At 63.7% G+C, this 21,514-nt stretch carries 18 protein-coding genes; 8 read left to right on the top strand and 10 right to left on the bottom strand.

What is annotated here, in order from left to right:
* The first annotated feature begins 10 nt into the window (after window positions 1–10).
* The 3 genes from acnD (at window position 11) to ACH2DG_RS15280 (ending at window position 4,895) form a co-directional block, all read left to right on the top strand.
* Window positions 11–2,638, top strand: coding sequence for a Fe/S-dependent 2-methylisocitrate dehydratase AcnD (gene acnD / locus ACH2DG_RS15290; protein WP_395027194.1), 2,628 nt, complete (start codon window positions 11–13; stop codon window positions 2,636–2,638).
* Between the two features lie 90 nt (window positions 2,639–2,728).
* On the top strand, window positions 2,729–3,946 hold the full coding sequence (gene prpF / locus ACH2DG_RS15285) for a 2-methylaconitate cis-trans isomerase PrpF (RefSeq protein WP_395027193.1): 1,218 nt from the start codon (window positions 2,729–2,731) through the stop codon (window positions 3,944–3,946).
* Window positions 3,947–4,034: 88 nt separating this feature from the next.
* Window positions 4,035–4,895, top strand: a complete 861-nt coding sequence (locus tag ACH2DG_RS15280) for an oxaloacetate decarboxylase (RefSeq protein ID WP_395027192.1) — start codon at window positions 4,035–4,037, stop codon at window positions 4,893–4,895.
* A 124-nt stretch (window positions 4,896–5,019) separates the two neighbouring features.
* On the opposite strand, the gene ACH2DG_RS15275 is transcribed toward ACH2DG_RS15280, so the two are convergent.
* On the bottom strand, window positions 5,020–5,628 hold the full coding sequence (locus ACH2DG_RS15275; RefSeq protein ID WP_395027191.1) for a TetR/AcrR family transcriptional regulator: 609 nt from the start codon (window positions 5,626–5,628) through the stop codon (window positions 5,020–5,022).
* A 148-nt stretch (window positions 5,629–5,776) separates the two neighbouring features.
* On the opposite strand from ACH2DG_RS15275, the gene ACH2DG_RS15270 reads away from it, so the two are divergent.
* A complete protein-coding gene (locus ACH2DG_RS15270; RefSeq protein ID WP_395027190.1) occupies window positions 5,777–6,991 on the top strand; it encodes an MFS transporter in 1,215 nt (404 codons plus the stop codon).
* 33 nt (window positions 6,992–7,024) lie between these two features.
* Here ACH2DG_RS15270 and ACH2DG_RS15265 read toward each other — a convergent pair whose 3' ends face one another.
* Entirely contained in the window at window positions 7,025–7,918 is an 894-nt protein-coding gene (locus ACH2DG_RS15265) for a LysR family transcriptional regulator (protein ID WP_395027189.1), read from the bottom strand.
* A gap of 136 nt (window positions 7,919–8,054) precedes the next feature.
* Between ACH2DG_RS15265 and metE the strand changes: the two genes are divergently transcribed.
* Window positions 8,055–10,412, top strand: coding sequence for a 5-methyltetrahydropteroyltriglutamate--homocysteine S-methyltransferase (metE, locus tag ACH2DG_RS15260; RefSeq protein ID WP_395027188.1), 2,358 nt, complete (start codon window positions 8,055–8,057; stop codon window positions 10,410–10,412).
* Between the two features lie 48 nt (window positions 10,413–10,460).
* Here the strand turns inward: metE and ACH2DG_RS15255 are convergent, their stop codons facing one another.
* The 3 genes from ACH2DG_RS15255 to ACH2DG_RS15245 all read right to left on the bottom strand — a co-directional run bounded on the left by ACH2DG_RS15255 (window position 10,461) and on the right by ACH2DG_RS15245 (window position 12,448).
* Window positions 10,461–10,892 carry a helix-turn-helix domain-containing protein gene (locus ACH2DG_RS15255; RefSeq protein WP_395027186.1) on the bottom strand — a complete coding sequence of 144 codons (432 nt, stop codon included), beginning with the start codon at window positions 10,890–10,892 and terminating at the stop codon, window positions 10,461–10,463.
* A gap of 79 nt (window positions 10,893–10,971) precedes the next feature.
* On the bottom strand, window positions 10,972–11,787 hold the full coding sequence (locus tag ACH2DG_RS15250; RefSeq protein ID WP_395027185.1) for an MlaE family ABC transporter permease: 816 nt from the start codon (window positions 11,785–11,787) through the stop codon (window positions 10,972–10,974).
* Window positions 11,788–11,986: 199 nt separating this feature from the next.
* Window positions 11,987–12,448: a Cd(II)/Pb(II)-responsive transcriptional regulator gene (locus tag ACH2DG_RS15245; RefSeq protein WP_395027184.1), complete on the bottom strand. Its 462-nt coding sequence runs from the start codon at window positions 12,446–12,448 to the stop codon at window positions 11,987–11,989.
* A gap of 40 nt (window positions 12,449–12,488) precedes the next feature.
* Here ACH2DG_RS15245 and ACH2DG_RS15240 point away from each other — a divergent pair, with 40 nt between their 5' ends.
* A complete protein-coding gene (locus ACH2DG_RS15240; RefSeq protein WP_395027180.1) occupies window positions 12,489–14,723 on the top strand; it encodes a heavy metal translocating P-type ATPase in 2,235 nt (744 codons plus the stop codon).
* 308 nt (window positions 14,724–15,031) lie between these two features.
* Here ACH2DG_RS15240 and ACH2DG_RS15235 read toward each other — a convergent pair whose 3' ends face one another.
* A complete protein-coding gene (locus tag ACH2DG_RS15235; protein WP_395027178.1) occupies window positions 15,032–15,586 on the bottom strand; it encodes a peroxiredoxin in 555 nt (184 codons plus the stop codon).
* Between the two features lie 274 nt (window positions 15,587–15,860).
* On the opposite strand from ACH2DG_RS15235, the gene ACH2DG_RS15230 reads away from it, so the two are divergent.
* A complete protein-coding gene (locus ACH2DG_RS15230) occupies window positions 15,861–16,847 on the top strand; it encodes a Bug family tripartite tricarboxylate transporter substrate binding protein (protein WP_395027176.1) in 987 nt (328 codons plus the stop codon).
* 90 nt (window positions 16,848–16,937) lie between these two features.
* On the opposite strand, the gene ACH2DG_RS15225 is transcribed toward ACH2DG_RS15230, so the two are convergent.
* Window positions 16,938–17,687, bottom strand: a complete 750-nt coding sequence (locus ACH2DG_RS15225) for a 2OG-Fe dioxygenase family protein (protein ID WP_395027174.1) — start codon at window positions 17,685–17,687, stop codon at window positions 16,938–16,940.
* Window positions 17,688–18,128: 441 nt separating this feature from the next.
* Window positions 18,129–18,566 carry a universal stress protein gene (locus ACH2DG_RS15220; RefSeq protein WP_395027172.1) on the bottom strand — a complete coding sequence of 146 codons (438 nt, stop codon included), beginning with the start codon at window positions 18,564–18,566 and terminating at the stop codon, window positions 18,129–18,131.
* Window positions 18,567–18,898: 332 nt separating this feature from the next.
* Here ACH2DG_RS15220 and ACH2DG_RS15215 point away from each other — a divergent pair, with 332 nt between their 5' ends.
* Window positions 18,899–19,861, top strand: coding sequence for an aldo/keto reductase (locus ACH2DG_RS15215; protein WP_395027170.1), 963 nt, complete (start codon window positions 18,899–18,901; stop codon window positions 19,859–19,861).
* 57 nt (window positions 19,862–19,918) lie between these two features.
* On the opposite strand, the gene ACH2DG_RS15210 is transcribed toward ACH2DG_RS15215, so the two are convergent.
* The gene (locus tag ACH2DG_RS15210) at window positions 19,919–20,689 is read right to left on the bottom strand and encodes an NAD-dependent deacetylase (protein ID WP_395027168.1); all 771 of its coding nucleotides are present in this window, start codon (window positions 20,687–20,689) and stop codon (window positions 19,919–19,921) included.
* Between the two features lie 120 nt (window positions 20,690–20,809).
* Window positions 20,810–21,436, bottom strand: a complete 627-nt coding sequence (locus ACH2DG_RS15205) for a TetR/AcrR family transcriptional regulator (protein WP_395027166.1) — start codon at window positions 21,434–21,436, stop codon at window positions 20,810–20,812.
* Between the last annotated feature and the right edge of the window lie 78 nt (window positions 21,437–21,514).

The raw sequence follows: 21,514 nt of genomic DNA, 5'->3' as shown, positions 1-21,514 counted from the left end.
AGACCGAACCATGCGTACGCCCCCCAGCAGCAACCTCTACCGCCAGCCATTGGCAGGCACATCGCTGCATTACTACAACGCCCAGGCCGCAGTGGATGCGATTCGCCCCGGCGCCTGGGCCACGCTGCCCTATACCAGCCGCGTTCACGCCGAAAACCTGGTGCGCCGCTGCGACCCCGCCATCCTCACCGAATGCCTGACCCAAATCACGTTGCGCAAACGCGAACGTGATTTTCCATGGTTTCCGGCACGCGTGGTGTGCCACGACATCCTGGGCCAGACCGCGCTGGTGGATCTGGCCGGCCTGCGCGATGCCATTGCAAGCCAGGGGGGCGATCCGGCAGCGGTGAACCCGGTCGTGCCCGTACAGCTCATCGTGGACCATTCGCTCTCCGTGGAGTGCGGTGGCTCCGACCCGCAGGCCTTCGACAAGAACCGCGCCATTGAAGACCGGCGCAATGAAGACCGCTTCCACTTCATCGACTGGTGCAAGCGCGCCTTCCAGAATGTGGAGGTGATCGCACCGGGCAACGGCATCATGCACCAGATCAATCTGGAACGCATGAGCCCCGTGGTCCACGCCGTCAACGGCGAGGCCTACCCCGACACCCTGGTGGGCACCGACAGCCACACGCCGCATGTCGATGCACTGGGCGTCATCGCCGTGGGCGTGGGCGGGCTCGAAGCCGAGAGCGTGATGCTGGGCCGCGCTTCGTGGATGCGCCTGCCCGAGATCGTCGGCGTGCAGCTGCAAGGCAAGCGCCGGCCGGGCATCACCGCCACGGATATCGTGCTCGCGCTGACGCAGTTTCTGCGCCAGCAGAAAGTGGTGGGCGCCTACCTGGAATTCTTTGGCGATGGCGCGCGCAGCCTCACCATTGGCGACCGCGCCACCATCTCCAACATGGCGCCCGAGTATGGCGCCACGGCCGCCATGTTCGCCATCGACGAGCAGACCATCGACTACCTGCGCCTGACAGGCCGCGATCCCGCGCAGGTGCAACTGGTGGAAACCTATGCCCGGCAGGCAGGCCTCTGGGCCGACACGCTGGAACATGCCGAGTACGAGCGCACCCTGCACTTCGACCTGTCCTCCGTCGTGCGCAATATGGCGGGTCCGTCCAACCCCCATGCGCGGCTCCCCACCACCGATCTGGCCGCGCGAGGCATTGCCGGTGCATGGGTGGAGGAAGATGGCCGCATGCCCGACGGTGCGGTCATCATTGCTGCCATCACCAGCTGCACCAACACCAGCAACCCGCGCAACGTGATCGCCGCTGGCCTGCTGGCGCGCAATGCCCGCAACCTGGGGCTGGCGCGCAAGCCCTGGGTCAAGTCATCACTGGCTCCGGGCTCCAGAACGGTGCCGCTGTACCTGCAGCAGGCGGGGCTGCTTGGCGATCTGGAAGCGCTGGGCTTTGGCGTCGTCGCCTTTGCCTGCACCACCTGCAACGGCATGAGTGGCGCACTCAGCCCGGCCATTCAGCAGGAGATCATCGACCGCGATCTCTACACCACGGCCGTGCTCTCGGGCAACCGCAACTTTGACGGGCGCATCCATCCTTACGCCAGGCAGGCATTCCTGGCTTCGCCGCCACTGGTGGTGGCCTATGCGATTGCAGGCACCATCCGCTTTGACATCGAAAACGACGTGCTGGGCATGCACCAGGGGCGCGAGATCCGGCTCAGGGACATCTGGCCCAGCGATGAAGAGATCGACACGGTGGCAAAAGCGGCTGTCAGGCCCGAGCAGTTCCGCACCGTGTACGAGCCCATGTTCGCCATTCACCAAAACGCCAGCACCCAGGAAGAGGCGCTCTACCCCTGGCGCCCGCAAAGCACTTACATCCGCCGACCACCCTACTGGGAAGGCGCTCTGGCTGGCGAACGCTCGCTGCGCGGCATGCGGCCCCTGGCCATCCTGCCGGACAACATCACCACCGACCATCTCTCGCCCTCCAACGCCATCCTGATGGACTCTGCCGCAGGCGAGTACCTGCACCGCATGGGCCTGCCGGAAGAGGATTTCAACTCCTACGCCACCCATCGCGGCGACCACCTCACGGCCCAGCGCGCCACCTTTGCCAACCCCCAACTGTTCAACGAAATGGTGAGGAACGCCGATGGCAGCGTAAGACAAGGCTCTCTGGCACGCGTGGAGCCGGAAGGCCGCGTCATGCGCATGTGGGAAGCCATAGAAACCTATCTGGACCGCAGGCAGCCGCTCATCATCATTGCGGGCGCCGACTACGGCCAGGGCTCCAGCCGCGACTGGGCCGCCAAGGGCGTGCGCCTCGCTGGCGTGGAGGCCATCGCGGCGGAGGGCTTCGAGCGCATCCACCGCACCAACCTGATCGGCATGGGCGTGCTGCCGCTGGAGTTTGTACCCGGCACCACGCGCCTGACGCTGGGCCTCGATGGCACGGAAACCTTTGACGTGCTTGGCACGCGCGAGCCGTGTGCCCGCCTGGTATTGGCCGTGCACCGCCGCGATGGCTCCCACCTGGAGGTGCCGGTGATCTGCCGCCTCGATACCGCAGAAGAAGCCAGCATCTACGAAGCCGGTGGCGTGCTGCAGCGCTTTGCACAGGATTTTCTGGCAGAAAATGATGAAAAACTGCTGGAGCCGCAAGTGTAGAAAGCGCCAAAAGCTATCAAATTTGATACACCAGATACAGCCAATATGCGATGCGCTGCAGCCTGCACGCGCCCCATACAGAAAGAAAGCATGAGAGACAAGCAGCGGACAGCACCGCAAATCAGGATTGCCGCCACCTACCTGCGCGGCGGCACCAGCAAGGGCGTTTTCTTCCACCTGCAGGACCTGCCAGCTGCCGCCCAGCAGCCGGGCCCCGTGCGCGATGCCATCTTTCTGCGTGCGCTGGGCAGCCCCGACCCGTATGGCAAACAGATCGACGGTATGGGAAATGCGTCGTCCAGCACCAGCAAAGGCGTCATCCTGAGCCGAAGCACGCGCGAAGGCCATGATGTGGATTACCTTTTCGGCCAGGTCTCTATCGACAGGCCTTTTGTGGACTGGAGCGGCAACTGCGGCAACCTCAGCGCTGCCGTCGGCCCCTGCGCCATCCACATGGGGCTGATCAGCCCGGAGAGAATTCCGCACAACGGCATGGCCACGGTGCGCATCTGGCAGGCCAATATCGGCAAGACCATCGTGGCGCACGTTCCTATCACCGAAGGGCAGGTCCAGGAAACCGGTGATTTCGAGCTCGACGGCGTCACCTTCCCCGCCGCTGAAGTGGCGCTGGAGTTTCTGGACCCGGCCGATGAAGGCGAGGCGGGTGATGCAGGCGCCGGGATTTTCCCTACCGGCAACCTGATTGACCAGCTGGACGTGCCCGGTATCGGTCGCTTTGCCGTGACCATGGTCAATTCCGGTATCCCCACCATCTTCCTGAACGCCGGTGACCTTGGCTACAACGGCACCGAACTGCAGGACGCCATCAACAACGATGCGGACGCCCTGGCCAGGCTGGAAACCATCCGCGCCCACGGCGCGCTCCGCATGGGCCTGATTCACGATCTGGCAGAGGCGGCCACGCGCCAGCACTCGCCCAAGATTGCCTTTGTGGCACCACCGGTGGACTACCAGGCGGCAGGCGGTAAAAGCATTGACGCCAGAGACATCGACCTGAGCGTGCGCGCCCTCTCCATGGGCAAGCTGCACCACGCCATGATGGGCACCGCCGCCGTGGCCATCGGCACCGCAGCAGCGATACCCGGCACGCTGGTGAACCTGGCTGCAGGCGGGGGCGAGCGGCAGGCCGTGCGCTTTGGCCACCCAAGCGGCATGCTGAGGGTGGGCGCCGAGGCCCAACTCGTCAACGGCGAATGGCAGGTCACCAAGGCCTTGATGAGCCGCAGCGCGCGGATTCTGATGGAAGGCTGGATTCGGGTGCCCGGCGAGGTGCTGCTTGCCAAGTAGCGGGGCATCAACATACCCAACCACCATTGCGCGCTTTACACAAGCGCGCGTTGCGCTATCAAAAACTGAGAAGACGAGAGAAGAAACCATGAACTCCAGGCAACAACTCAAAGCATTGGCCGATGCACGCCGGGGCGTCATCGTACCGGGCGCCTTCAATGCCTTGTCGGCACGGCTGATCGCCGACCTGGGCTTTGAAGCCATTTACGTGACCGGCGCCGGTGTCACCAATATGTGGTTCGGCATGCCCGACCAGGGCTTCATGGGCCTGACCGACATTGCCGACCACACGGCCCGCATCCGCGATGCAGTGGAGGTGCCGCTGCTCGTCGACGCCGACACGGGCTTTGGCAACGCCGTCAACACCTACCACGCCGTGCACACGCTCGAGCGCGCAGGCGCCGACTGCATTCAGCTCGAAGACCAGGTCAGCCCCAAGCGCTGTGGCCATTTCAATGGCAAGGCAGTGATCGAGACCAGCGAGATGCTGGGCAAGATCAAGGCCGCCGTCGACGCCCGGCGCGACGAAGGCACCCTCATCATGGCCCGCACCGATGCAGCCGCCGTCCACGGTTTCGAGGCAGCCATTGAGCGCGCCCAGGCCTTTGAGGAAGCAGGCGCCGACATCCTGTTCGTCGAAGCCGTGACCGAGCAGGCGCAGGTGCGCGCCCTGCCCCAGCGGGTCAAGGCGCCCCAGCTCATGAACATGGTGATCGGCGGCAAGACCCCCATCTTCAACGCCGATGAACTGGGCCAGTTGGGCTTTGGCTTTGTGCTCTACGCCAACGCCGCCCTGCAGGGCGCCGTGGCCGGCATGCAGAAGTGCCTGACGCTGCTGCGCGATACCCATCAGGTGAACGAAGACCCCGCCATCGTCGCCCCGTTTCTGGAACGCCAGCGCCTGGTGAACAAGGATTTCTGGGATTCGCTGGAGCAGAAGTACAGGTGAGCGTCAGGGGCTATGGCGATTGAGAATCTGAATAAGGCCGGGCTATAGCATTCGTACATAAAGCGCCTGAAGCTCCTTTATCGATAGCAAACCAGGCCTCGGCAGCCACCGCGTGGGGCGGCTTCTACGGCAGCGCCACCCCGCCCCCGCGTGGCCGCCAGCCCTGCAGCATCAGCTCCAGCGCCTGCATGGCGTCGGCCAGACGTGAGGCTGGTGCGCCCTCCTCTGCTATCCAGAAGGCCGCTTCGACGAGGCAGCCGTTGAGCACGCGGGCCAGCGCCTGGGGACTTGCGCGAACGATCACGCCCTGCTCCATCAGCCCTTGCAGGTAATTGGCGACAAACTGGATGCACTTGCGGTGCTGCTCACCCTGGTCGGTGCCGGTGAGGACGGAGCGCGCGTCCTGCAGCACGATGCGGCGGATCTCTGCCTCCTGCGCCATGGCCAGATACGCGCGGCAATAGGCCAGAAAGCCCTCCCACGGATCGGCATGGGCCTGCAACTCGGCTTCAAGCCGTTCATCCATCTCGGCATCCATCTGCGCCACCACCGCCGCCAGCAGGCCGGGCTTGCCGCCAAAGTGGTGGTACAGCGCGCCACGCGTCAGCCCCGCCTGCGCGGTCAGCTCGTCCATCGAGGCCTGCGCATACCCCTGCGCCGCGAACGCACGCCTGCCCGCCGCCACCAGTTTGGCGCGGGTGGCCTCAATCATGCTGGCGCGGCTTTGGCGCATGCTGGACTCCATTCACATACAAATCGTATGCCAATGATACGTCGAGGTGCTGTCTTGCGTAGAATCACTCACATACGCCGCGTATGTATTTTCACGCGCCCCGCGCTGCGGCTGCCGCCGCCGAGTCTTTTCTGCACCGAGGTTTTTGATGTTCCACGCCTACCGCCAGCTGTTTGCCGCGCCCGGCACCGCCGGTTTTGTACTGGCCGGCCTGATTGCCCGCCTGCCCTTGTCGATGACAGGTATCGGCCTCATCACCATGCTGTCACAGCAGCGCGGTGCTTATACGCTGGCGGGCGCCGTGGCCGCCTGTTTTGCTTTGTCGATTGCCGTGCTGGCACCACGCATCTCCGCCCTGGTGGACCGCCACGGCCAGCGCAAGGTGCTGCCCGTGGCCGCGGCAACCAGCGCCAGCGCCATGTTTGCCCTGCTGGCCTGCGCCCACTGGCAAGGGCCGGACTGGCTGCTGCTGCTGCTGGCCGCGCTGGTAGGGAGCCTGCCCAGCATGCCCGCCATGGTGCGCGCGCGCTGGACGGTGCTGTACCGAGGCACGCCGCAGCTGCAGACTGCCTATGCGTTCGAAGCCGTGCTGGATGACCTGTGCTTCATCGTCGGCCCGCCACTGTCCGTGGGACTGAGCATGGTGCTGTTCCCCGAAGCAGGCCCCATGGCTGCCGCGCTGTTGCTGCTGGCGGGCGTCACCCTCTTTGTGCTGCAGCGCCGCACCGAGCCCCCCCTCAACCCCCACGACCAGCAGGTACGCCAGCGTTCGCTGGTGCGCCACCAGCCCGTGGTGCGTTCGCTCGCACTGTTCATGCTCGCCCAGGGCATCATCGTGGGCACTATCGATGTGGCGGCCGTGGCCTTTGCCACCCTGCACGGCCAGCCTGCCATGGCGAGCGTGGTGCTGTCGTTCTACGCACTGGGTTCCTGCGTGATGGGCCTGGTGTTCGGCACCCTGCGCCTGCAGATGCCGCTCCACCGCCAGATCGTCTGGGTGGGGGCTTCGGTGGCGATCACGGCCGTGCCGCTGCTGCTGGCCAGCAACCTCATCGCCCTGACCCTGGCCGTGCTGCTGGCGGGCATCACTTTCGGGCCCACGATCACCGTGGCCATGGGCCTGGTGGAGCAGCAGGTGGCGGCCAGCCGCCTGACCGAGGGCATGACCTGGCTGCTGACGGGCCTGGCCATGGGCGTGGCCCTGGGGGCGGCGGCCGCCGGCTGGGTGACCGACCACCTGGGCCCGCAGATGTCCTTTGTGGTGGCGCTGGTTGCGGGCGCTGCCATGTGGGCCTGGGGTGCGCAGGCGGGGCGGCTGGCCCGCCACGAGGCGCCTGCCGAGCGCGCCGCCTGCACGGGCTGAGCTGTTTCCTGGTCACGGGCCAGACAGCGGGCATCACCCCGCTGACAGCGGCTGGCGCGCCAGCGCAATGAAGGCCTGCAGGTAATCGATATGCAGATCAGCTTCGCGCGCGCCCAGGTAGATCTGCTTGGCGATGCCCTTGGCGCCCAGGCGCAGTGGCACCACGGCCATCTTCTGCGCGTATTCCAGCGCCAGCCAGCGCGGCAGCGCGGCTACCCCACGGCCGCTGGCCACCATCTGCATCATGATGTCGGTGGTCTCGATGGTCTTGTGGCGCCGGGGCGCAATGCCCTTGGGCAGCAGAAACTGGGTGTAGATGTCGAGCCGGTCCACCGCAACGGGGTAGGTGATCAGCACTTCACGCGCCAGATCGGCAGGGAGCACATAGCTGGCTGCAGCCAAGGGGTGTGTGGCGGCCACCACCAGCACCTGTTCGTAATCGAACACCGGCTCAAAGTGCAGGCCGGGCTTGAACAGGGGATCGGGCGTGACCAGCATGTCGATCTCGTAGCCAAAAAGCGCGCCAATGCCGCCGAACTGGAATTTCTGCTTCACGTCCACATCCACATCCGGCCATGCCGCCAGATACGGCGAGACGATCTTGAGCAGCCACTGGTAGCACGGGTGGCATTCCATGCCGATGCGCAGGCTGCCGCGCTCGCCCTGCGCAAACTGCTGCAGGCGCGCTTCGGCCAGATCGAGCTGGGGCAGCACGCGCCCTGCCACGGCCAGCAGGTACTGCCCGGCCTGCGTCAGGCGCAGGCTGCGGCCTTCGCGCAGCCAGATGGCAGTGCCCAACTGGCCCTCCAGCTTTTTCATACTGTGGCTGAGGGCCGACTGGGTCACGCACAGCACATCGGCTGCGGCGGTCAATGAGCCTTGTTTTTCAACCTCTTGAACGATGGCAAGATGGATACGCTCCAGCATAAGTGAACAAAATTCATTGATATGTGAAATAAAACCATTTTACTTCATACATCAAATCCCAGACGATGCGTCCGTCGCTCTCGGAACGTGCTCACGTTCACAGGCAGGGCCTGTTCATTGATACCGGAAGATCTGTATGACCACCATCCACAACCTCGGCTTTCCACGCATCGGCGCGCAGCGCGAACTCAAGTTCGCGCTGGAGTCCTACTGGAAGGGCGAATCCTCGCGCAGCGAGCTGACGACGCTGGGCGCCCAGTTGCGGGCACGCCACTGGGCCAGCCAGCAAGACCTCGATCTGGTGCCCGTGGGCGATTTCTCCTTCTACGACCAGGTGCTGGACATGAGCTTCACCCTGGGCAACCTGCCCGAGCGGGTACAGGGCTTTCATGGCGACGCACTGGACAACTACTTCCGCGTCGCCCGTGGTCGCTCGGCAGTTACCGCAGGAACCTCCGGCTCAGCGTCGGGGGGCCACGCAGAACACACCGCCTGCTGCGGTGGTGGCGTGGCCGCCGGCGAGATGACCAAGTGGTTTGATACGAACTACCACTACATCGTGCCCGAGTTCACGGCGAGCACCCGGTTCCAGCTCGATGCCTCACGCCTCGTGGAGCAATTGGCCGAGGCCCGGGCCCTGGGCGTGCGCGCCAAGCCGGTGATCATCGGCCCGGTGACTTACCTCTCCATCGGCAAGGCCAAGGATGGCTCCCGCAAACTGGATCTGCTGGAGGGCCTGCTGCCCGTCTATGCCGAGCTGCTGGACATGCTGGCCGCGCAGGGCGTGGAATGGGTGCAGATCGACGAGCCGATTCTGGTGACCGAGCTGGATGCCGACTGGCAGCATGCGCTCAACACCGCCTACCACCACCTCAAGGCTTGCAAGGTCAAGCTCCTGCTGTCCACCTATTTTGGCGACCTGGCCGAGAACAAATACCTGGCGGCCAACCTGCCCGTTGCAGGCCTGCACATCGATGCCATCCAGGGCCAGGGCGATGTGCAGCAACTGCTGGGGCTGCTGCCGCCCCACAAAGTGCTGTCGCTGGGCGTGATCAATGGCCGCAATATCTGGAAAACCGATCTGGGCGCCGTGCTCGACTGGGTAGAACCGCTGGCCGAACAGTTGGGCGAGCGCCTGTGGATTGCCCCCACCTGCTCCCTGCTGCATGTGCCTGTGGATCTGGACAGCGAAAAAAAGCTGGATGCCGAGGTGAAGGCCTGGCTCGCCTATGCACTGCAAAAGCTGGAGGAACTGCGCGTGCTGGGCAAGGCGCTGTCTGAGGGCCGAGCGTCCGTGGCTGCAGAGCTCGCAGCCAACGCAGCGGCGTTGCAGGCGCGGCGCAACTCGCCCCGTGTTCACAACCCGGCAGTGCGCGCCGCCGTGGCGCAGATCAATACGGCGCTGGGCCAGCGCCAAAGCGCCTACCCCGTGCGTGCAGCCAGGCAGGCGACCCGCCTTGGCCTGCCCGCCTTTCCCACCACCACCATTGGTTCGTTTCCGCAGACCGCAGAAATCCGCCATGCGCGCAGCGAATTCAAGGCGGGTCGGCTTGATCAGGAAGGCTACGAGGCCGCCATGCGCGCCGAGATTGCGCGCAGCGTGCGTGAACAGGAGGCGCTGGGTCTGGACGTGCTCGTGCATGGCGAAGCCGAGCGCAATGACATGGTCGAATACTTTGGCGAACAGCTCGACGGCTATGCCTTCAGCCAGTTTGGCTGGGTGCAGTCCTATGGTTCGCGCTGCGTGAAGCCGCCGATCCTGTTTGGCGACATCAGCCGCCCCAGGGCGATGACCGTGGAATGGACGCGGTTCGCGCAGTCGCTCACCCGCCGCCCGATGAAGGGCATGCTGACCGGCCCGGTCACCATTCTCAACTGGTCCTTCGTGCGCGATGACCAGCCACGCTGGCAGTCGTGCTACCAGTTGGCGCTGGCCATCCGAGAGGAAGTGCTTGACCTGGAAAAGGCCGGTGTGGGCATCATCCAGATCGACGAGGCCGCACTGCGCGAAGGCCTGCCGCTGCGCAAATCACAGTGGCAGCAGTACCTGCACTGGGCCGTGGAGTCCTTCCGCATCACCGTGGGTGGCGTGGGCGACGAAACGCAGATCCACACCCATATGTGCTATTCGGAGTTCAACGACATCATCGCCTCGATTGCCGACATGGATGCCGATGTGATCACCATCGAAACCTCCCGCTCGGACATGGAGCTGCTCGACGCCTTCGAGAACTTTCAATATCCCAATGAGATCGGCCCCGGCGTGTACGACATCCATTCACCCAACATTCCGACACAGGAGCACATCGTTGGCCTGATGAAGAAGGCGGCAGAACGCATTCCGGCGCAGCGCCTCTGGGTCAACCCCGACTGCGGCCTCAAGACACGCCAGTGGGCCGAAGTATTGCCTGCACTGGCGCAGATGGTGGCCGCAGCCAAGGTTTTACGCAGCGCGGCACGGGATCAAAAGGATGTGGTGAGAGCAGCCGCCTGACGGTACAGGGCGGGTGAGGCGGCAGTGCAGGCTGCTGCAATGGCCTGCTCAGCCTTCCTGCAGGCCAGCCAGAATCTGCGCCTTGCTGCGCTCCTTGAGTTCCGACAGCTTGCGCACCGTGGCGGCATGCGGCCGCGCCTTGCCCTGCTCGTACTTGTAGATGCTTTGGCCTGTTACCCCAACCAGGGCACCATACTGCGCCGCAGACAGCCCGATTCTCTGGCGGTGCGCCGCCAGTCGCGACGGGCTGAAGCGCCGCTGGATGCCCGCTTCTGCCGCATCACCCGGGCTTGCTTCTACCTTGGGTGCCTGCCCGCCTTTGCTGGCCACCTTGCGCACTTCGGCGATTTCGCGCTTGAGTGCCGCAATGGCCGAACGTTGCGCGCTCACCGCCTTGCGCAGGGATTCGATCTCTGCGCGGATTTCCTTGCGGGCCACGCGCGTGATCTCGGATTTGAGGAGTGCAGCAATGTTGGGCATGAGCCATTTTGCGGCAACTCCCCAATGTCTGGCAAATGGTGCAAGCCCCAGCCCGTCCGCACTCCCTGCAAAAACTCCGTCAAAAGTAGTTGCCGAGCAAGGAGGCGACCTCAATCAGCAGCAGCACGGCAAACATGCGCGCCAGTCCGGAAAGGTCGGATTCCGGGCCCAGCACCTCGCCATCGCGCATGCCATAGGGGCGGTACATGGCGGATGCCGTGGGTATCAGGGCGACGGCCAGGCTGAACAGCAGCGTCTTGAGGGCGAACAGCCAGGTCACCATGGGGCTGAACACATTGCCGAACATGCGCGTATACAACTCCACCCCCACCAGGCTGAAGCCATAGACACTGAAATACACCATGACCAGCGACACCACGCAGGACAGCGCTGCCAGCGTGACGGACGCATACATGCTGGCCACCACCAGCGGCAGCATCTCGCTGCGCACCGGATCGAACCCCTGCGCGCGCAGACGGTCAAAATGCCCACTCTCACGCAGCCGCGCCAGCGTGGCGCCCGCCGGAATGGAGCAGCGCATGGCCACAAACAGCGCTGCGGTGAGCGGAATCAACTCCAGCACCAGCACGCGGATCACCATCTCGACGGCCACGCGCGAGAGACCATAGCTCGTTGCTGTCACGAAGACGATGCGCGCCACCACGAGGCACAGCAGCGCGGCCAGCGCAGTAAACCCCAGCAGGATGGGAGCGGTATCCACATACATGCGCCGCAAAAGCCGCGCGCGGGTCACTGCGCCGTAGCTGCTGGGCGTGAGCAGCATCACCAGCACGACGGCGCCCAGGTACACGATGCGCGACCAGGCCACCACCCAGCGCTGCGCGGTGCGCCAGAGGCGGTGGGGCCATTGGGGTTGAAGCAGGCTTGCCAACATAGAAAGAATCATAGGCCATGGATGGGGCCGGCCAACCCGGGCGCCATTGCCACCCACACCCTGCAGAACCTGATGCGCCACGCCAGCGCCGGATGAAACCCAGGCAAAGCAGACATCCAGCGCCCATCTATACTATGCGATAAGCTATATATTTGGTAGCAAATTTGCCGCCCAACCAATGCGCGGCAACGGCACCGCGTCAGACATGCCGCTTGACGGCCGAGCCTACGGTGGCTCCCAGATCCTGCGTATCAGCACGCCGATGCAGTGCCTCGATGGTGCGGCACACGCCAGAGTGGCCATCGCAGCAATCCCTCAGGGCGACCAGCTCCTTTTCCAGGGTCTGCAGCTCCTGCAGGCGTTCGCGCACATGGTGCAGGTGCGCGTCCACCGTCGTGCGAGCGGCGGCGCAGTCTTCTGTACTGTGCCAATCGAGGGCGAGCAAAGAACGCACTTCGTCCAGGGACATGTCCATGGCCCGGCACAGGCGGATGAAGCGCAGTTGGTGAATCTCTGCATCGCTATACAAACGATAGCTGCTCTCGCTTCTGGCGCCAGCGCTGAGCAGGCCTTCCTTCTCGTAATAACGGATATTGGCAGCCGACACGCCCGAGCGCGTTGCCGCTTCGCCGATTTTGTAGAGTGCGCTGGTTGCAACCATGGCTTGACTTTAAAGTGACTTTAAGGTTTCTAATCTTCGCATGAGCGATAAAAACCTGACAGCCCCTGCCCATTTGGATCTCCACTCGGACTCCTCTTCGCACGCCCATTCACACGCCCACACCCATACCGGCGAACAGGGCCATGCCCACCGGCATGACCACCAGGCGCATGGGCACCATGGTCCGTCCACCACCAGCGCTGCGGCTGGCAGCTGCGCGCCCACCAAGGGTGCTGCGGGCTGCTGCGACTGCGGCACCATTGACCTCAGCTTTGGCAAACGCAAGGCAACCCAGGCCGATGCACACAGCCATGAAGGCCATGACCACGCCAGCGAAGGCGGCGATGACCATGGCCACGACCATGGCGCCCTGCCCGGTTGGGGCCGCATCGGCGCGGCCCTGGTGGCAGCCGTGGCAGCCGAAGCCTTTCACTGGGCGAGCGGCGAGCCCGGTGGCGCCAACTACAACGTGCTGCACTATGGCGGCATGGCGCTGGCCCTGGTAGCCATTGCGCTGTCTGGCCTGGGAGTCTACAAGGCGGGCATCAAGGGCCTGCTGCAGCTCAAGCTGGGCATCCATGCGCTGATGGCCGTTGCCGTCACTGGTGCCTTCATCATCGGCCAGTGGCCCGAAGCGGCCATGGTGATGGCGCTGTATGCCGCTGCCGAACGCATTGAAGACATGGCCATGGACCGTGCGCGAAATGCCATCCGCGACCTGCTGAACCTCGCTCCGCAGGAAGCCGATGTACTGCAGCCCGATGGCGGCACACAGCGCATGCTTGCCGCCGATGTGCCCATGGGCTCGATGGTGCGCATTGCGCCAGGTGCACGCGTGCCGCTGGACGGCACGGTCACCCAGGGCCAGAGCGCGGTCGACCAGGCGCCCATCACCGGCGAAAGCGCGCTGGCGGAAAAATCCGTGGGCGACCCGCTGTACGCCGGCAGCGTCAACCAGCAGGGCGAGCTGCAGATGCGTGTGGACGCTGCCCCCGAGCAAAGCCTGATCAGCCGCATCGTGCGCGCGGTGGAAGAAGCCCAGGCCTCCAAGGCGCCCACGCAGCGCTTTGTGGACCGTTTTGCCGCCATCTACACGCCCATCGTGCTGCTGCTGGGCATTGCACTGGCCGTGATCGCCCCGTTTGCCATGGGCTGGAGCTGGACGCAGTCCATCTACCAGGCGCTGGCGCTCCTGGTGATTGCCTGCCCGTGTGCGCTGGTCATCTCCACGCCGGTCACGGTGGTGAGCGCCCTCACCGCTGCAGCCAAGAATGGCGTGCTGATCAAGGGTGGCAGCGCGCTGGAAGGCGCCCGCAACCTGCGCGCCATTGCAATGGACAAGACCGGCACCCTGACCACCGGGCAGCCCCAGTTGATGGAGGTTCAGGTGTGGGGCAGCCTGCCCACGGGTGACGAAGAGCGCATCGCCTGGCAACTGGCAAGCCGCTCCGACCATCCGGTCTCGCGCGCCATTGCAAATGGGCTGGAATCATCCTTCGCCCACACCTCCAGCCACACTACGCAGGACGTAGAGGCGTTGCCGGGCCGGGGCATGGCGGGGACCGTTGACGGTTCGCGCTATGTGCTGGGCAATCTCCGCCTGATGCGCGAAATGGGTATTGCCAGCGAAACCCTGGAAGAAGCGCTGCAACGCCACGAACAGCAGGGTCACACTGTCACGCTGCTCGCCGATGAGCGCTCGGTACACGCCATCTTCGCCGTTGCCGACCCGCTGCGTGCGCAGGCGCCGGAGGCCGTGCGCCAGCTGCAGACGGTGGGCGTGCAGCCCGTGGTGCTGAGCGGCGACAACGGCACCACCGTGGCGACCATCGCATCGCAGGCCGGTATCTCGCAGGCCCAGGGCAATCTGCTGCCAGAAGACAAGTTGCGCATCCTCGGCGAAATGCAGGCCGGCACCGGCCCGACGGCCATGGTGGGCGACGGCATCAACGATGCCCCGGCCCTTGCCAAGGCAGACCTGGCCTTTGCCATGGGCGGCACCCACGCCACCGACATGGCGATGGAAACCGCCGATGTGGTGCTGATGAACGACGACCTGCGCCGCATTCCGCAGACCGTTGCACTGTCACGCCATGCCCACGGCGTGCTGTGGCAGAACATCACCCTGGCGCTGGGGGTGAAGGTGGTGTTTTTTGTACTGGCGCTGACGGGCAATGCCAGCATGTGGATGGCCGTGGTGGCCGACATGGGCGTGAGCCTGCTGGTGGTGGCCAATGGCCTGCGCCTGCGGCTGTGGAAGGGTTTTGCCCAGTAAGGCATCCCTCGGGAGCCCCTTACGAAAAAGCGCGGAACTATCCGCGCTTTTGTTTTTTGGCGTTAATACCCGCCACCGGCATCACTGAGCAAGCGGCAAGAGCGCGAGGCGGCGTCTCGGAACGAGTTTACGATCTCTACGCAGCCGCGTTGGAGTGCAATCGGGACAGCGCGAAGAAATCGCCCGATTTCACTCCAACCCGTAGGGACAGTGGGTTTGGGGACGCCCAGTTAGGGGCGCCCGACTTAGGGGCAGTCTGCGTTGTTGCAAAGCCACTGTCGCGGCGCGAGGAGATCGTAAACACGTTCTCAGGGCTGCTTGTGCGCAGCCTTCCACTGCTGCACGGCTTGGAGGGTCTGCCGTACATGCTCGATCGGATCGCTGCCTTCGTGCATGAACAACACCTTGCCATTGGGCGCGATCACATACGAGATGCGCGATGCAGTGCCAGGGCGTGCGGCCGATCCGGCATCGTAGGCCTGGATGGTCTTTGCATCCGGATCGGACGCCACGACAAACTGATCGCGGCAGGCCTCGGTCGAGAATTTCTGCAAGGTGGCGATATCGTCATGCGATATGCCCACCACCCGCGCACCTGAGGCGGCAAATTGCGGCGTCGCCTCGGCAAAGGCATGGGCCTCCACCGTGCAGCCCTGCGTGAACGCCTTGGGAAAGAAGTACAGCACCACCGGCCCGCCCTTGAGCGCAGCGGCCATGTCAAACGGCTGCGCCTTGCCCGCCAGGGCCGACTGCGTGGTAAAGACGGGCGCGGTGGCCCCCACCGCCAACGCGGCATGTGCCGGTGCAGCCAGCCACAGCATGCCGGTTGTGGCAAGCACCGCTGAGATCATCTTGAAAGCCATCGCCCATCCTTTCCGTACTGTTTGCACCAAGCCGCAGCCTTTGATGCGGCCTTCGTATTTGGGCAGCAGGGCCAGCGCACTTTTCGCGCACTCTCCGTAGCCATTGCATCACAGGTTCGCCGCAGCGAAGTCACCCAGTGGTCACAAACCCATAGAATACGCAACTTGGCGTGATGGCATGCATCATCACCGCATTGACTGTATATATACCCTCCCACACCCTGCAGCCCGCCTGCGGCATGCGATGGTGTGATTCCTACAGGAGACAAACCCGATGATCCAACAAGTTTTGCGCTGTGGCGCTGTGGCCGTGGCCCTGAGCGCCGCTGCCGTGGCCCAGGCCCAAGCCCCCGCCAGTGACTATCCCGGCAGCAAGCCGGTGCGCATGATCGTGCCCTTCCCACCGGGCGGCGGCACCGACATCCTCTCGCGCATCATTGCGCAGAAGCTGACCGAGCACAACCACTGGACCGTGGTGGCCGATAACCGCGCAGGCGCGGGCGGCACCATCGGCATCACCGAAGCCACCAAGGCCCAGCCCACCGGCTATGACATCGTGATGGGCCAGAAGGACAACGTGGTGCTGGGCTACTACCTGTACAAGGGCCTGCCCTGGAACCCTTCCAAGGACCTGACGCCGATTGCCCATGTCGCCTACTCGCCCGTCATCATCGCCACGGCAGAAACCAGCAAGTTCAAGACCTTGAACGATGTGATCGCTGCAGCCAAGGCCGACCCGGGCAAGATCACCTACGGCTCGCCTGGCAATGGCACCAGCATTCACATTGCGGGCGTATTGTTTGAAAAGGCTGCGGGCGTGAAGCTGACCCACGTGCCGTACAAGGGATCCAACCCGGCTCTGGTCGACACCCTCTCGGGCAATGTCGATCTGCTGGTGTCATCGGTGCCGTCCGCCATTGGCCAGATCAAGGCTGGCAAACTGCGCCCGCTCGCCGTCACCTCTGCCAAGCGCAGCTCGTCACTTCCCGATGTGCCTACCGTGGCCGAGCTGGGCATGAAGGGCTTTGACGTGAGCACCTGGTACGGCCTGTTCGGCCCCAGGAACCTGCCAGCACCCATCGTCACCAAGCTGAACACCGAGGTGAACAAGCTCCTGGCCGACAAGAGCGTGCAGGAAGCGATCCAGGCCCAGGGTGCCGAGCCTCAGGCCATGTCGGTGGCCGATTTCGACAAGTTCTTCCACCAGGATTTCAAGGATTCCAAAGCCATCGTCGAATCGTCGGGCGCAGCGATCCAGTAAAACCGACTGCTTCCCAATAGATAGCTGCCCGCGCTTGGCACTCAAGTGCGGGCAGCCTTTTTCCAACCAACAAAGAAAGCGCAGTCGGGCTCAGGCGTCATCGCCCTGAAAGGCCCGGCGCCGCAAGGTCACCACCAGTGTGTCGCGATAGCCACCCGACTCATCCAGCGGCTGGATAGGCGTGCTCTCGTGGATCATGCGGGCGTCATCGAGCAGCATCAGCGACCAGGGCTCGGTCAGGGTAAAGCGCAGGCCTTGCGGGCCGGTGGCATCGAACACACGGGTCTCACCACCTTTGATATTGGTGCGTCCCACCAGAAACACGGCCACCAGATCGACGCCGTCGCGGTGCGCGCCCTCCGGCGTCGGCCGACCAATTCCGTCAGTGGTATCAATGCGAAACTGATGTGTCTCGGTGTACCAAGCTTCCTCTGCCCCGGTACCAAACAATGCATTGGAGCTGCGCCCCAGCGCCAGTAGCAACTGCGTCCAGGCGGGGTTTTCATTGGTAGCAGGCAGCACCGGCTCGAACCAGCGCTGCATGCCGCCATGCAGGGCGTTGTACTGCACCGGCTGCCAGTGCGCCCGGTGCGCCACGGTGCGAACGGCCCCCGATTGCACCACGTAGCAGGAATGGCGGCGCTTGCGATAGCGCCCACCATCCTTCAGGTAGGCGTCGTCAGGCATGCCATTCCAGCTGTCAGCCAACTGGGGCAGCAGCGCGCCATCGCACTGCGCCCATTGCGCTACGGTGGCAGGGCTGAGCACTGCATAACCGTATGCACGCAAGGTGCTGTCTACGCTTTGCGCGTCGCAATAGGGAGGAGGAAAGGCTTGCATGTTGGTTCTTCTTCAGAATGCGAGGAGCTTAGGCTTCACACAATGGCATTGCACCACGATGGTGTTTTCCGGCCTCCACATAAAAATGTGGGGCTGCGCACACACGCAGCCCCACGCGGAGCCCTCCCTCCGCTGAAGTGTTTGGCAGCCCGGCAAGACACACTGCTTGCATTTCATCTTTGCAGACCCTGCTGCTTCGAATACAGGCTTGCAGAAGTCACCAAAACTATACGCTTCTGCCCTGTTGCCCCAACGGTATTGATTTTATGGAAATTCAAGGGATGGATTAACAATTATTAATAATTGACACGGTTTTTTATTAACTGAAATCAATAATGCAACGGCTTGGACGTAAAAAGGGCCCCTCAAGGGAGCCTTTCTGGTATAGAGGGCAGCCGCCCTGCAGCCTCAACCATACGCAGGGCGACGCGCCGCAAGCGCTTACTGGCGTACCACCAGCACCGGGATGAGACTGTCACCGAGCACGCGCTGCGTCACGCTGCCCAGCACCAGCTTTTCCAGGCCCCGGCGACCGTGGGAGCCCATCACGATCAGATCGGCACCGGTTGTCCTGGCGGCCTCCATGATGCCGTCATGTACCGAGTGGCCTTCGCCCATGACGGTGTCGACCGGGATGCCCGCCTGCTCCATGGCGGATTTGACGCTATCGAGCGCCGTATGCGCGTCTGCCGTTGCAGCTGACAGGTATTGCGCCTGACCATAGGCGAAATCGGCGCCTACGCCGGTGAACGGATAGGGGTCGATCACATAGACGGCGGTGACCTGACTGCCGAACACCTTGGCAAGCCCTGCAGCCTTGTTGACTGCCAGCATCGAGGTGGGTGAACCATCGACCGGAACCAGAATGTGTTTGAACATGGTAGCTACTCCTTCTAGTTGTTGCGCTTGTTATCGGTTGTACCGCAATTCAAAGGACAGGGCAAACTCGGAGCGCAGGAAACAATGGATGGATGCACGGTGATTGCAGCTGTCTGCGCTGTATCAAAAGCAAGCGATCCACAATCACTGAATGCCTGCCCATCGCGGGCACTCATGGTGCAGTGATGTCGAACCTCACGGCGCGCGACGGCGCTGGCGAGACCGCTGTCATGCACTTGATTGCCAATGCAAGGCGCCTCTCCATAATGTCCGCACACCGGGTACCGATGCTGCAATGGCACCCACCCCTCCTTCAGACAAAAAGGCCGATCATGTCCACCACCCTGCGCCCCCTGGGCCGTTCTCCCCTTCAAGTTTCGCCCCTGTGTTTTGGCGGCAATGTGTTTGGCTGGACAGCCGATGAATCCACCAGCTTCAGCTTGCTGGATGCCTGGCTTGACGCGGGCATGAACTTTGTCGATACCGCCGATGTGTACTCGCGCTGGGCCCCGGGCCATCAGGGCGGCGAGTCCGAGGCGGTCATTGGCAAATGGCTGCGCAAATCGGGCAAGCGTCACCAGCTCGTGCTGGCCACCAAGGTGGGCAAGGAAATGGGCGAAGGCAAGGTTGGCTTGCACCCTGACTACATCCGCCAGGCTGTTGATGCTTCGCTCAAGCGCCTGCAGACCGATTACATCGATCTGTACCAGACGCATGACGATGACCCCAATGTGCCGATCGAAGATGTGATGGGAACCTTTTGCGAACTTATCCAGCAAGGCAAGGTTCGTGCAGTCGGAGCCAGCAACTACAGCGCCGCGCGGCTGGCCCACGCCCTGGAGACCAGCGAGAAGCATCGCCTGCCGCGCTACGAAAGCCTGCAGCCCCTCTTCAACCTGTATGACCGCGCCGTGTTCGAGAAAGAGTTGCAGCCACTGTGTGTGCAAAACGGCGTGGGCGTGATCAATTTCTATTCACTGGCTGCAGGCTTTCTGACCGGCAAATACCGCACGGCAGCAGATGCCAGCAAGAGCCCCCGCGGCGCCAAGACCACCAGCCTGTACCTCAATGAACGCGGCCTGCGCATTCTGGCTGCCATGGAAGAGGTGGGCGCACGCACGGGAGCAGAGCTGGGAGAAATCGCAGTCGCCTGGGTCATGCGCCAGCCCGGCATTGCCTCGCCCATTGCCAGTGCCTCCAACATGCAGCAGATGCAATCGCTCATCAAGGCCAGCCAGCTGCAACTCGACGATGACGCCATGGCCCGCCTGAACGCCGCCAGCGCGGAAGCCTGATTGCTATCAAACAGGATCGATAGCGCACACCAGCTGTGCGCTGGCGACCGGTTTTTTCTAAATCTTCAGCAGTTGCGGCAGTAGCTCCGCCGATGTGCCTTGCAACCGCACATCGGCCACCTGGTCCAGCCCTGTAACCTGGGGGTTGACGATGACCACACGGGCACCGCCGCGCGCGGCGATATGCGCCAGCCCGGCGGCTGGGTACACATTGCCGGAGGTGCCGACCACCAACATCACATCACAGCCCTTGGCGGCATCCTGCGCCTGCTGCAGCTCGGCATGCGGCAGGCTCTCGCCAAACCAGACCACGGCAGGACGCAGGTAGTTGCCGCAGCCAGGGCACTGGGGTGGTCCATCGTCTTCGGTAAAGCGCATGTCGCAGCAGGGCTTGGGCGGCAGCAGCCAGCGGTTGTCCATCAGGTTGCCGTGCAGGCAAAGAACAACGCTGCTGCCCGCGCGCTGGTGCAGGCCATCTACATTCTGCGTCACCAGGGTGATGCGCTCGGGGTGCTGCACCTGCCACTGCGCCAGTGCGAAGTGGCCCGCATTGGGCGCCACTTCGGCCACCAGCCGGCGGCGGTACTGGTACCAATCCCACACCCGTTGCGGATGGGCCAGGTAGCCCGCTTCGCTCGCCATCTCTTCGGGGCTGAACTGCGCCCAGAAACCCGTCTGCGCATCGCGAAAAGTGGGCACGCCCGACTCGGCGCTCACGCCTGCGCCCGTCAGCACCAGCAGGTGGCGGGCATCAGCGATCCACTGGGCCACCTCTTCGATATCGGAGGCAGAAGGGTGCGGGGGGTAATGGCAAGGGGCAGCAGGCATGCAGGAAAACGAGAAAACAGGGGAGTCAGCATACGGCATGCGCAATGCACCATGGCGGCGCTATGGCACTGCAGCATCTCAGATTGCAGTGTCACTGCCCCAAGAACGCTCCGATTTCTTTTAGATGCCCTTTTCCACCATGGCCAAGAGCCGGATCCCCAAAGCCTTGCGCTGCTCTGGCGTGGCACCGCGCAGCGGCCCGTCGATGCTGAGCATGGCCATGCCGTGTACCGTGGACCAGGCGAGAAACTCCGCCCCCGGCCTGCGCTCTGGCGGCAATACGCCAGCGGCTGCCATGGCATCGAGTGCGTAGCTCAGCAGCTCATATGGATTGAGCCCTTTGTCTGCCGTGCGGCTGGCATCGGGGGGCACCTCCACATCAAAGGCTCCGGCGGCAAATGCCGTCCGGAACCAACCAGTCTCCACCTCTGCAAAACGCAGATAGCCGCGCCCCACCGCCGCCAGCAGGCCTCGTGCACGCGCAACCGCATCAGGCAGTTGCTCAGCAACCTTCATCTCCTGCTCTATCGCCTGTGCCAGCGCCCCCAGGGCAGCGGCGCGCACCGCTTCAAACAAGGCCAGGTGGTTGGCAAAGTGGCGGTAGGCCGCGTTGGGCGCGACGCCAGTCAACCGGCTCACTTCACGCAGAACAACGGCTTGGGGGCCGCCTTCGCGGGCCAATGTCAACCCTGCCGCCACCATCGCCTGGCGTAAATCACCGTGGTGGTATCTCTCTCTCGAACTCATTCGCAGTCAATCGGTCATCAAGCGGTTGTACAACGGGAAATGTCGAAAAAACGACTGCTTACACCCCGAAACCGCCTG

This window comes from Comamonas odontotermitis (genome assembly GCF_040396735.1).
Lineage (GTDB): Bacteria > Pseudomonadota > Gammaproteobacteria > Burkholderiales > Burkholderiaceae_C > Comamonas > Comamonas odontotermitis_C.
The sequence above is the reverse complement of the archived record's forward strand: the minus strand, read 5'-3'. Positions and strand labels throughout refer to the sequence as shown.